Here is an 11,803-nt window from a genome sequence, read left to right on the forward strand (position 1 = left end):
CACCCACCGGACTGTGGATGGTTGGGGGACTTAGCTTAGGCTCTCCTTAGTTGAGGCAACACCAGCTAAGGAGAACCAACCATGTCCTGGTCCCGTTCCCGGGCGGCCGTTCGGCCTGTCCGCACCCTCGCGTTCGCGGTCGCCACCGTGCTGGTCGCGACCACGTTGGCCGCGTGCGGCGACAGCGGTGACGAGCAGACGGCGCCTGCCGCCGACGCGTCGGCCGGGTTCCCGGTCACCCTGAAGAACACCTTCGGCGAGACCACGATCAGCAAGAAGCCGGAGCGGATCGTCACGCTCGGCTGGAACGCCCAGGACGTGGTCTACGCGCTCGGGGAGACGCCGGTCGGGATGCCCAAGGTCACCTACGGGCCGACGGCGGCCGGGGTCACCGCGTGGGACGCCGACAAGTTCGACGCCGCGAAGACGACGCTGTTCGACACCACCGACAGCATCCCGTTCGAGAAGGTGGCCGCGCTCCGGCCGGACGTGATCCTGGCGCCGTACGAGGGGTTCGACAAGGCGACGTACGACAAGCTGACGGCGATCGCGCCGACGGTCGCGTACCCGGGTGCCGCGTGGCAGACCACCTGGCAGGACCAGACCACCCTGATCGGCAAGGCACTGGGCAAGTCGGCCGAGGCGGACAAGCTGGTCACCGGGATCAAGGACCTGACCACCAAGGTGGCCGCGGAACACCCTGAGTTCAAGGGCAAGACGATCACTGTCGGCTCGTTCGGTGCCGAGAACTACGTCTACATGCCGGGCGATCCGCGGGTGCAGATCCTGAACGAGATGGGATTCGTGAACGCGCCCGGCGTCGACAAGCTGGAGGCGACGAACAGCAAGAAGGAGTTCGCGCTGACCATCAGCAAGGAGAAGGTCAGCGACATCGATGCCGACGTGGTGGTCGCGTACGTGGACGGCATAGGCGCGAAGGCCTTCGACGCGGACCCGGTCTATGCCTCGCTCGGCGCGGTCAAGAAGGGCAGCGCGTACGTGATGGAGGACCAGCAGGTCATCTCCGGGATGAGCGCCGTCAGCGTCCTGAGCGTCCCGTGGGTACTGGACAAGATCATCCCTGGCCTCTCGAAGGCCGCAAACGCCGCCAGCTGACTCCAAGTGCTGGAGGTCGCTGCGTGACAACGGCCGGGTCCCCCTCGGGGGTGGGGGCCCGGCCGTTCAGTGTTTGCGGCTGTCAGCCGTGCGATTCGGCGTCGTCGCGCGGGGTCGGGGAGTAGTGGTCGAGGGTGAGGACCGGGATCGACACGGTGATCGGGGCCGCCTTGGCGAAGGTGATGGTCACCTTGACCATTTCGCCAGGCTTACCTCCGGTGACCGTGAACGGCTGTCCGGTCGGCGGAGGCAGCGTGAGCGTGCTGCCCGCGGCCAGCGTCATCGGCCGGTCGTTGCCGACCGTGATCGTGGCCGGCTCCTCCGCCTCGGGGGTCGCGGGTGCGTCCGCGGCCGCCGCGTCCAGAGTGGCCAGGGTGTCGTCGGTCGTTCCCTTGTTGACGATCACGCCGTGCAGTTCGCCCTTGCCGTCCTCCGAGGCCAGCACCAGCAGGTTGCGCACCGCGATCCCGCCGGAGTCGACGTTCGTGCCCTCGGCGGGCTGGTAGGGCTGCGAGGTCTGTGCGTCGAAACCCGCACCACAGGCCATCAGCGCGAAGCTCAGCGTGACGGTGGCGCCGGCCGCGGCGGCGCGGCGGAGGCCCTGCGTGGACAACGTGATGGGCACTGGTGATCCCTCTCCTGCATACTGTGGACGCCGTCAGGCAGCGGCCTCCGGCGCAGCAAAGCGTAGCGACTGCGGCCGCCGGTGCCGACGCCGACTCCACCTTTCACAGGTGTCCCGGGCAACCAAATATCCGCGCGCGAGGCATGCCGGACAGCGTTTGTCAAGGCAAGATATGGCCTCTGACCAGCGCAAACGCCCCGACCGGACCAGCTTCCACGTGGTAGGATAGATCTTGGAAAGGGGCACGTGACATATGACTTTCACAGTCGGCGAGACGGTTGTTTACCCCAACCATGGTGCGGCCGTCATCGAGGACATCGAGACCCGTCAGATCAAAGGTGAGGACAAGACCTATCTGGTCTTGAGGATCGTCGCTCAGAACGACCTGGTCGTCCGGGTCCCCGCGTGCAACCTCGATCTTGTCGGCGTGCGTGACGTCGTGGATCAGGCCGGTCTGGAGCGCGTCTTCGACGTGCTGCGGGCGCCGCACACGGAGGAGCCGACCAACTGGTCGCGTCGTTACAAGGCGAACCTGGAGAAGCTGCACTCCGGTGACGTGATGAAGGTGGCAGAGGTCGTCCGCGACCTGTGGCGCCGTGAACGTGACCGCGGTCTCTCCGCCGGTGAGAAGCGAATGCTGGCGAAGGCTCGCCAGATTCTCGTCTCCGAGCTGGCCCTGGCCGAGCACACGAACGAGGACAAGGCGGAAGCCATCCTCGACGAGGTCCTCGCTTCCTGAGTCGGGATGCCCTACCTGACCGGGTAGGGCGCCCGCGCTGCAGTGCGGGGCTGTTCCGTCCGGCATGATGGCGTCGTGAGTACTGCGGCGATCATTCCGGCGGCCGGCCTCGGGCTTCGGCTGGGTGGTGCGGAACCAAAAGCATTTCGAGAGGTCGGCGGCGAATCGTTGCTCGTCCACGCGGTGCGTGGACTGCGGGCAGCGACCGCCGCCGACCTCGTTTGCCTGGTGATCGCAGTCCCCGCCGGCACCGAGGATATCGTCGCCAAACTCCTCGACCCGTACGTCGGGTCCGCCACGCTGCAGGTGGTTGCCGGTGGCACCGAGCGGACCGACTCCGTCCGGTTCGCGCTGGAGCTGGTCCCTGAGGACGGCATCGATTGCATCCTCGTGCATGACGCGGCCCGGTCGTTCGTGCCCGTCGAGGTGATCGAGCGCGTGGTCGGCGCAGTACGGGCCGGGGCTTCCGCGGTGGTGCCGGTCGTGCCGGTCACGGACACGATCAAGCGGATCGACAGCGCAGGCAGGGTGGTCGACACGCCGGACCGGTCGGCGTTGGTCGCAGTACAGACCCCGCAGGGGTTCGAGCCTGGATTGTTGCGCCGGGCCCATGCTTTGGAAGGCGCCGGGGTGACCGACGACGCGATGCTGTGCGAGCGGCTCGGGGTGACGGTTCAGACGGTGGAAGGGTCCGACGAGGCCTTCAAGGTGACGCGGCCCCGCGACCTGATCCTGGCCGAGTCGATCCTGGCCGAGAGGCGTTCGCTGTGAAGCTGCCGAGGGTGGGTACTGCCGCCGACGTGCATCCGGTGGAGGAAGGCCGGCCGATGTGGCTCGCCGGGCTGCACTGGCCCAAGGAGACGGCTGGACCGTCCGGGCACTCCGATGGTGATGTGGCGGCTCACGCGGCCTGTGACGCGCTGCTCTCCGCTGCCCGGTTGGGAGATCTCGGCTCCAACTTCGGTACTTCGGAGCCGGAGTGGGCAGGTGCTTCCGGGGCGACGCTGCTCGCCGAATCCGCTCGAAGGGTCCGCGCGGCGGGCTTCGAGATCGGCAACGTCTCCGTCCAGGTGATCTGCAACCGCCCGCGCTTCGCGGCCCGCCGGGAGGAGGCGGAGAAGGCCCTGAGTGCCGCCTGTGACGCCGAGGTCTCCGTCAGCGCGACCACCACCGACGGTCTGGGCCTCACCGGCCGCGGCGAAGGCATCGCAGCCATCGCCACGGCCCTCATCTACTGAGGTGGGCGGGCGGCGATGACCTCGATCTCTACCAGGAAACCGTTCAGGTCGGCGCCGGCGGTCAGGCGGGCCGGGTAGGGCTCGGAGAAGAACTCCGGGAAGACCGCGTCGTAGGCGTCCTTGTCGATCGCCGGATGCTCCAGGAATCCCCTCAGCTGAACGACGTCGTCGAGGGTCGCGCCGGCCGCGGCGAGGATCGCGCTGAGGTTGCGCAGGATCTGCCGGGTCTGTGCCGCTGCGTCGCCTGCCCCGACCAGCTTGTCCGTCGCGGGGTCGACCGACAACACCCCGGCGGTGAAGATCAGGTCACCCACGATCCGTGCCTGCGAGTAGTGCCCCCGCGGCTTCGGTGCGGCATCCGTCGAGACAGCGGCATGAGGTGAGGTCATACCAACGATCCTAAAGACCCTTGCGTCGTTGGCGGGGAGGGCGTGGGAGGGGTGGGAGTTCGGGGGCGTCGAGCCAGGCGGCGAAGAGGGCGTGGATCGCGTCCGGGTCCGGGGCGAAGCTGGCTGCCAGCCAGATGAACGCTGACGTGGTCACCGAGCCGTGCCGGTTCTGCCGGGTCCAGGTCCGGAGTAGTTCGAAGAATGCGTCGTCGCCCAGTTGCAGCCGTAGTACGTGCAAAGTGATCGCGCCGCGCTTGTAGAGCCGGTCGTCGAACATCAGGTCCGGCCCCGGATCCGACAGCACCAGATCCTGGTCGAGCGCAGACAGCCCTCTGTACGCCTTCGACACCTGCTGCGACGCCGACAGACCGCCCGACTCCTCCGACCACAGCCACTCGGCGTAGCAGGCGAACCCCTCGTTCAGCCAGATGTGCTGCCAGCTCGCCGGGGTCAGGCTGTTGCCGAACCACTGATGGGCAAGTTCGTGCGCGACCAGCCGCTCCGCACCCCGGCGCCCGTCCACGTGGTTGCTGCCGAACACCGAGATGCCCTGCGCCTCCAGCGGGATCTCCAGCGGGTCGTCCGTCACGACGACCGTGTAGCTGCCGAAGGGATAGGGCCCGAACAGTCGGGTGAACAGCTTCATCATGTCCTGCTGCCGCGCGAAGTCCGAGCGGAATTCCCGCATCAGCGGAGCCGGCAGCACCGCTCTGCTGATGACCGGGGTCGACGCGAGCTCGAGGACGTCGTACCGGCCGATCTGCACGGTGGCAAGGTACGTCGCCATCGGGGCGGCCTGGTCGAACACCCAGCTGGTGCGGCTCGCCTTCGTCCGGCGGGAGACGAGTCGCCCGTTCGCGACCACGTGGTACGGCGAATCGGTGGTGACCGTGATCCGATAATGGGCCTTGTCGGCCGGATGGTCGTTGCAGGGGAACCAGGTGGCCGCGCCGCAGGGCTGGCTCGCGACGATCACGCCCTCGGTGAGTTCCTCCCAGCCGAGCTCGCCCCAGGCACTGTCCACCGGCGCCGGGTTCCCGCCGTACTGGACGTCCACGACGAACTCGGCGCCGTCCGCGATGTCGATGGCGGGCCAGATGTGGAGCTTGCCCGAGCGGTGCGCGTACCGTCCGGCACGGCGGCCGTTGACGGACACCTTCGCCACCCGCAACCCGGTCAGGTCGAGGCTGATCCGGGACAGCGGCTGGGTCGCGACGGCCGTGATGGTGGCCTTGCCGGTCAGCCGGTTGCTGTTGACCCGGTAGTCGATGTCGAGCTCGTACGAGTCGACCGTGTAGCCGCCGTTGCCATGGGTGGGAACGTAGGGATCCCCGGCAGTGTCCGCGCCCGGTCGGCCATTAACCGCCCCTCCCGCCCCCTTACCTTTGTCACGGGCAACCATCAACCCTGCCAGACAGCGATCGGGTTGCCGGCCCAGCGGGACCCGGCCGGAACGCTCTCGCCACGCATCACCAGGGACACCGGGCCGACGGTCGCACCGTCCCCGACCGAGGCAGCCGGCAGGATGATGCTGTGTGGCCCGAGGGTGGATCCTGGCCCGAAGGTGACGGTGCTCATGGACATAACCCTGTCATGGAAGAGGTGCGTCTGAAGAACGCAGCCGCGATTCACCGTGACTCCGTCGCCCAGCGTGATCAGGTCCGCCTCGGGCAGCCAGTACGTCTCGCACCAGACGCCCTTGCCGATCTTCGCTCCCAGTGATCGCAGCCACAGTGCCAGCACCGGCGTACCGGCGGCGGCGTTGGCGAACCAGGGGGCGGCGACCATCTCGACGAAGGTGTCGACGACCTCGTTCCGCCAGACGAAACTGCTCCACAGCGGGTACTCGACGGCCCGGGTCCGGCCGACGATGACCCACTTCGAGATCGTCGCCATCGAGCCCGCCACCGCGCCCGCGGCCAGGACCACCGCGCCAGACAGCAGGACGGTCCACCACGGGCCGAGCCAGAGATCGAGCGCCTGCAGAGCGAACAGCACACCCAGTGCGATCAGCACCGTGCACATCATCGGGACGAACCGGCACAGCTCGACCGCCGCACGGGCGAACTTCAGCCGCAGCGGCGGGTTGAAGGTCCGGCTCTGGTCGCCGTCGATGGTCTGCCGGCGCAGCTTCACCGGCGGGCTGCCGAGCCAGGAGGTCCCGGCCTTCGACTTCTTCGGCGCCGCCGACAACACCGCGACGAGGCCGTTCTTCGGTACCGAGCGGCCGGGCGCGGTCATCCCCGAGTTGCCCAGGAACGCCCGCTTGCCGACCTTCGCCCCGGCCACCCGCAACCAGCCGCCACCCAGCTCGTACGACGCGATCATCGTGTCGTCGGCCAGGAACGCGCCTTCACCGACAGTGGTCATCTTGGGGAGCAACAGCACCGTGGACGCCTCGACGTCGCGGCCGATCTTCGCGCCGAGCGCACGGAGCCACCACGGCGTCAACAGGCTTGCGTACAAGGGGAAGAGCAGGGTTCGCGCGGAATCGAGCAGTCGCTCGGTCGCCCACACCTGCCAGCCGATCCGGCTGCGCACGGGGTAGTGCCCGGCCTTGATCCCGAGCCCGAGCAGCCGTACGCCGACCAGCGTCAGCACGGCCAACGTCAGGAACCCGACGAGCGTCATCAGGGGAATCGCCCATAACGCCTGTACTGCGGCGTCGCCGAGCGACGTGGTCCCACGCACCGCACGACCCAGGATCAGGACGGCGACCGCGGCTGCCGCCAGTGGGAGGAGCGACATCACCGCCGACGCGGCGCCGTACGCGGCGACCCACCAAGGCGCCCGTGCGGGGCGTTCCTCCGGCCACGGGTGACGAGCCCGGCCGACCCGGGAGGCGGGTGATCCCGACCAGCGTTCGCTCGGGGGCACCTTGCCCGACACGGCCGAACCGGCGGCGATCTCCGCGTTGCGGCCGATCTCTGCGCCGGGCAGCAAGGTAGTGCGCGAGCCGACGACGGCCTCGGTGCCAATGCTGACCGCGCCGACGTGCAGGCGGTCGCCGTCGATCCAGTAGCCGGACAGATCGACCTCTGGTTCGATCGATGCGCCGCGGCCGATCGTGAGCAGCCCGGTAACAGGCGGCAGCGTGTGCAGGTCGACCCCGCGGCCGATCTTCGCGCCGAGAGCCCTTGCGTAGTAGGCGATCCAGGGCGCACCAGCGAGGTTGGCGGCGCCCGCGGCATCAGCGAGATTCTCCGCGGCCCACAGGCGCACGTGGACGTTGCCACCGCGCGGGTAGACCCCCGGCTTCAGTCCGCGGAGTAGTAATCGCGCGCCGACGACTGCGATGCTCATCCGGCCCGCAGGGGTGATCAGGATCAGCCAGCCGGCCAGGATCCACCACCACGACACCGTCCGCATCCACGGGTGCGCGCCGTACGTCAGGGACAGCAGGTTGTTGAAGGTGAAGAGCCAGACGAGCCACCGCACGCCGACCACCGTCTGCAGCACCAATGTCAGTGCCGTCTGCAGGAGTTGGGTGCTCGGCGGGGTCAGCCGGACCTCGCGGATGACGACCGGGATGGAGCTCGTGGTGAACGAGTCGAGGCGATCGGCGAGCGCCCCGAGCCTGGGGTAGTCGTAGATGTCGCCGACCGTGGCTTCGGGGTACCGCTCGCGTAGTACGGACACCAGCTGGGCTGCGGCGAGGCTGCCGCCACCGTGCAGGAAGAAGTCGTTGTCGGCGCCGGTCACCGTTGCGCCGAGGACCTTCGTCCAACGTTCGGCGAGCCAGCCGGCCGTGCCTTCGAGTTCAGCGGGTGGTCCGTCGGTGTCCATGCCGGGCAGCGGCCACGGGAGAGCAGCCCGGTCGACCTTGCCGGACGTCCTGGTCGGCAACGTGTCCGTCAACGCGAGCAGTGGGACCAGCGCGGCCGGGAGGGCTTCTCGGAGCCGCTCAGTGGCGGCCTTCTGATCGAACGTCTCGGGATCTTCCGGTACTACATAGCCGACGAGCAGCTGATTTCCCGCTGCGCTGGCGCGGACGGCCGCGGCTGCTCCGGAGACACCGGGGAGCGCCTGCAACGCGGCGTCCACCTCGCCGAGCTCGATCCGGCGGCCGCCGAGCTTGATCTGCTCGTCGGCGCGGCCCATGAACACGAGGCCTTCCGCCTCGTTGCGGACCAGGTCGCCGCTGCGGTACGCGCGGTCCCAGCCGAGCGACGGCATCGGTGCGAACTTCTCCGCGTCCTTTGCCGGGTCCAGGTACCGGGCCAGGCCGACGCCGCCGATGATCAGTTCGCCGGTGCCGTCCTCGGGAACCTCATTGCCTTCGGCATCCACTACTGCGAGATCCCAGCCGTCCAAGGGCAAACCGATCCGGACCGGTCCCTCGCCGGTCAGCCGGGCGCCGCAGGCGACCACTGTCGCCTCGGTCGGTCCGTAGGTGTTCCAGACCTCGCGACCGTCGACCGCGAGTCGCTCGGCGAGCTCCGGCGGGCAGGCTTCGCCGCCGAAGATCAGCAGCCGGACCTGGTCGAGCGCGTCGGCCGGCCAGAGGGCGGCGAGGGTCGGGACGGTCGAGACGATGGTGATGCCCTGGGCAACCAGCCACGGGCCGAGGTCCATCCCGCTGCGGACCAGAGACCGCGGTGCCGGGACGAGGCATGCGCCGTAGCGCCAGGCGAGCCACATCTCCTCGCAGGACGCGTCGAACGCGACCGACAGCCCGGCCAGCACGCGGTCGTCCGGACCGATCGGCTCGGACTGCAGGAACATCCTCGCCTCGGCGTCGACGAACGCCGCCGCCGACCGATGCGTAACAGCCACGCCCTTCGGCACCCCGGTCGACCCGGAAGTGAAAATGATCCACGCATCATCCCCGGGCTCCGGCCCATAACCCGGCTCACCCACCGCAGACCCACCCAGCCCGGCAGCCGCGGGACCAGCCGGGCCCGCGTCCGGCGTACCGGGGTCCATGCGGGCGGAGTAGGGGAAGTCGTAGTAGCCGTCTTCGTCCGGGCCGGGGCCGGTGGGGGTGATGTGGAGGTCGTCGGTGACGATCGCCGCGACGTCGGCCTCGCCGAAGACGAGTTCGGCGCGCTCCTCGGGGTCGTCCGCGTCCACCGGCACATACGCCGCGCCCGCCTGCAGCGTGCCCAGGATCGCGACGTACAGATCGTTGTGACCGGACGAGACCCGTACGCCGACGCGTCGGCCCGGGCCGATCCCCAGGTCCGTCAGCCGGCCGGCGAACTTCGTCACCCGCTCGAGCAACTCGCGGTAGCTGAGGCTGATCTGGGAGTCGTCGAGCGCCGGTTCGTCCGGGTACTTCGCTGCCGTCTCCTGGAGGATGTCCACCAAGGTGCGCTCGGGTGGCGCACTGTCACCCCGTCGCAATGTCACCGCCCGGATGATACGCCGCTCAGCTGACTCCCACCCCAACCAAACACAACAGGCGGATGGCGCGCGGATTCACTTCACCAGACTGGCTGGGGCCGCGAACGTGTTGCAGGCCTTGGTCTCGCCGACGTTCAGCCCGTTCATGATCCAGTAGCCCTGGCTGGTCGCGAGCCCGTGGGTCCGCTCATCCTCTGGCGTGTCCGGCGTTTCGCCGAAACTGTTGCTGGCCTGGAACTCGAATTCCTTCATCCTGTTGGTGAACGGATAACTCTGCTCGACCGCCTTGCTGAACACCCCGGCCAGGCAGGACGCCTGCAGTTCGTTGCGCCGCGAGCTGTCCAGCTTCTTCTCCGGATGGTCCTGGACATAGGCAGCCCTGGCATAGACCAGATCGGTGACGCCCTGGACGTGGTGCCCGTACTCGTGCGCGATCGTCATCAGGTACGCCAGGTCTTCCTTCGGCCCGAACGCCTTGTTCATCTGCTGGACGTCGGTGTACATCACCGAGTTGCCGTAGCAGTAGAACGCGAGCACCCGGCCAGACAGCGGCTTGAAGTTGCCGCACGGCGTGACGACGGGCTTGTCGAACACCACTAGGCCGGGGTCGGGCTTCGAAAGGCCGAGCTTCTCGAACACGGGTCGCCAGGCGTCGTTCAGGCAGTTGAAGAGCTTCTCGTAGTACCGCTTCTGTGCCGCGAGGCTGCCGTCGCCCAGGTCTTCGGCGGGGCAGTCCAGTTGGCCAAGGCTTCCGGCTTGGTAGAACGGGCTGTTGAGCAGGTAGTCCTCGGCTGAGCCCTCCGGCGGATTCGAGGTGGCTGTCGGGACGACATACGGGCCGCTGGTCGGGTCGTCGGTGGCGACGGAGCCACTGCCCAGCACCACACCGAGCACGGACAGTCCGACTCCGAGGAACGCGAGGATCATGAAGGCGAACAGCGCCACCCTGAGCATGCCGGTCTTCCGTTTCGGCGGCTGGAACCCGTTGAACTGGTTCGGGCCGCCGTAGTACGGCTGGTTCCACTGGCCGGGGTACTGCTGCTGCGGGTAGGGCTGTTGCGGGTACTGCTGCGAAGGGGCTTGTTGCCAGGGCGCTGCCTGTGGTGGTGGCAGTACACCGGGCGGGGGAGCGGGCCTGTCCTGGGGGCGGCCGCCGTACCCATACGGGTTGCTCACGTGTGGTTGCCCCTCCTTCGCAGACTGCTCGTACGGGTTCGCTGGGCGAACCGGCACGAGACTACCCTCGTCCCATGTCACTGATGCGCCGCCTCTTGCCGGCTGCCCTGTTCGTGTCTCTGACGACCCCTTTAGTTGCCCTCGGCACGTTGCCGGCGCAGGCGGCCGACGACCGGATCACGGCTTACAGCGCCGAGGCGACACTGACCGGCGACGGCGTCCTGAAAGTCAAGGAGACCGTCGATCTGACCGCGGGCGGCGACACCTTCAACCGGACGCTGACCACTCGCGTCCGGTCGGACGCCGACGAGGATCGCACCTACGACATCAGCAATGTGGCCGCCACGGTCAACGGCCAGCCCGCGGACGTCGGGAGCTCCGACATCGACAACGGCCGCCAGCTCAGCGTCAAGGTGTCCGGCCAGGCCAAGGTCGTCTACAGCTACGACGTGGACAACGTGGTCGCCGACTCGACCGAGGGCCGTGAGGTGAGCTGGCCGATCGTGCAGGGCTTCGGCGCCTCGATCCCGAAGGCCGCAGTGACCGTGAACGTGCCGTTCGCGACCTGGGTGACCTGCATCGCCGGCCGCCCCGGTTCGAGCATGCCCTGTACTTCGTCGCAGCTGGCCGAGTCCGCCGCGCTGCAGATCGAGCAGAACGGGGTGCCCGCCGGCGGCCGGCTCACCTTCCTGACCGGCCTGAGTGACCAGGCGACGGTTCAGCCGAACGCGGAGTTCAAGACTCGCTGGACGTTGCACCGCGCCTTCACGGTCGACGGTTCGACGCTCGGACTGAGCGCGCTGCTGCTGGGACTCGGCGTACTGGGCGCGGCCGCGCTGTGGTTCTTCCGTGGTCGCGACGCTGCCAAGACAGGCCCCGGTACTCCGGAGCGGCCGGTGCTGGAGGGCCCGGACGGACCGCAGTTCGCCGCACCCGACGGCATCCGCCCGGGGCAGCTCGGCACAGTCGTCGACGAGACGGCGGACGTTGTGGACATCACCGCAACCCTGCTGGACCTTGCTGTCCGCAACTACCTGCTCATCGAGGAGCTGCCGCGGGAGAGGCAGTTCGGCAAACTCGATTGGCAGTTGCAGCGGCTGAATGCGGGCGGCCCGGAGCTACTGCCGTACGAGAAGGCCCTGCTCGACGCCGTCTTCGCCGATGGCGACACCGT

The 11,803-nt window shown here is 68.4% G+C and carries 10 protein-coding genes; 5 read left to right on the plus strand and 5 right to left on the minus strand.

Features of this window, described 5'->3' with window-relative positions; all coding sequences use genetic code 11:
• Window positions 1–81: 81 nt before the first annotated feature.
• On the plus strand, window positions 82–1,116 hold the full coding sequence (locus VFG33_RS41040; protein ID WP_325058458.1) for an iron-siderophore ABC transporter substrate-binding protein: 1,035 nt from the start codon (window positions 82–84) through the stop codon (window positions 1,114–1,116).
• An 82-nt stretch (window positions 1,117–1,198) separates the two neighbouring features.
• Here the strand turns inward: VFG33_RS41040 and VFG33_RS41045 are convergent, their stop codons facing one another.
• Complete coding sequence (locus VFG33_RS41045) at window positions 1,199–1,741, minus strand: copper chaperone PCu(A)C domain-containing protein (protein ID WP_325058459.1); 543 nt, start codon at window positions 1,739–1,741, stop codon at window positions 1,199–1,201.
• Between the two features lie 253 nt (window positions 1,742–1,994).
• On the opposite strand from VFG33_RS41045, the gene VFG33_RS41050 reads away from it, so the two are divergent.
• The 3 genes from VFG33_RS41050 to ispF all read left to right on the plus strand — a co-directional run bounded on the left by VFG33_RS41050 (window position 1,995) and on the right by ispF (window position 3,718).
• Window positions 1,995–2,480: a CarD family transcriptional regulator gene (locus VFG33_RS41050; RefSeq protein ID WP_012918679.1), complete on the plus strand. Its 486-nt coding sequence runs from the start codon at window positions 1,995–1,997 to the stop codon at window positions 2,478–2,480.
• 75 nt (window positions 2,481–2,555) lie between these two features.
• The gene (gene ispD / locus VFG33_RS41055) at window positions 2,556–3,251 is read left to right on the plus strand and encodes a 2-C-methyl-D-erythritol 4-phosphate cytidylyltransferase (protein ID WP_325058460.1); all 696 of its coding nucleotides are present in this window, start codon (window positions 2,556–2,558) and stop codon (window positions 3,249–3,251) included.
• Window positions 3,248–3,718 carry a 2-C-methyl-D-erythritol 2,4-cyclodiphosphate synthase gene (gene ispF, locus VFG33_RS41060; RefSeq protein ID WP_325058461.1) on the plus strand — a complete coding sequence of 157 codons (471 nt, stop codon included), beginning with the start codon at window positions 3,248–3,250 and terminating at the stop codon, window positions 3,716–3,718. Before ispD ends, ispF begins: the two co-directional genes overlap by 4 nt.
• Here ispF and VFG33_RS41065 read toward each other — a convergent pair.
• The 4 genes from VFG33_RS41065 to VFG33_RS41080 all read right to left on the minus strand — a co-directional run bounded on the left by VFG33_RS41065 (window position 3,712) and on the right by VFG33_RS41080 (window position 10,629).
• Window positions 3,712–4,107 carry a RidA family protein gene (locus VFG33_RS41065; protein WP_325058462.1) on the minus strand — a complete coding sequence of 132 codons (396 nt, stop codon included), beginning with the start codon at window positions 4,105–4,107 and terminating at the stop codon, window positions 3,712–3,714. The two genes, ispF and VFG33_RS41065, sit on opposite strands and share 7 nt — an antisense overlap.
• Window positions 4,108–4,117: 10 nt before the next feature.
• Window positions 4,118–5,509, minus strand: a complete 1,392-nt coding sequence (locus VFG33_RS41070; RefSeq protein ID WP_325058463.1) for a M1 family metallopeptidase — start codon at window positions 5,507–5,509, stop codon at window positions 4,118–4,120.
• Complete coding sequence (locus tag VFG33_RS41075) at window positions 5,509–9,459, minus strand: Pls/PosA family non-ribosomal peptide synthetase (RefSeq protein WP_325058464.1); 3,951 nt, start codon at window positions 9,457–9,459, stop codon at window positions 5,509–5,511. Before VFG33_RS41075 ends, VFG33_RS41070 begins: the two co-directional genes overlap by 1 nt.
• Window positions 9,460–9,528: 69 nt before the next feature.
• On the minus strand, window positions 9,529–10,629 hold the full coding sequence (locus VFG33_RS41080; RefSeq protein ID WP_325058465.1) for a neutral zinc metallopeptidase: 1,101 nt from the start codon (window positions 10,627–10,629) through the stop codon (window positions 9,529–9,531).
• Between the two features lie 74 nt (window positions 10,630–10,703).
• Here VFG33_RS41080 and VFG33_RS41085 point away from each other — a divergent pair.
• A partial coding sequence (locus VFG33_RS41085; protein ID WP_325058466.1) for a DUF2207 domain-containing protein occupies window positions 10,704–11,803 on the plus strand: 1,100 nt, incomplete at its 3' end.

Source organism: Kribbella sp., assembly GCF_035687465.1.
In the GTDB taxonomy this organism is placed as follows: Bacteria; Actinomycetota; Actinomycetes; order Propionibacteriales; family Kribbellaceae; genus Kribbella.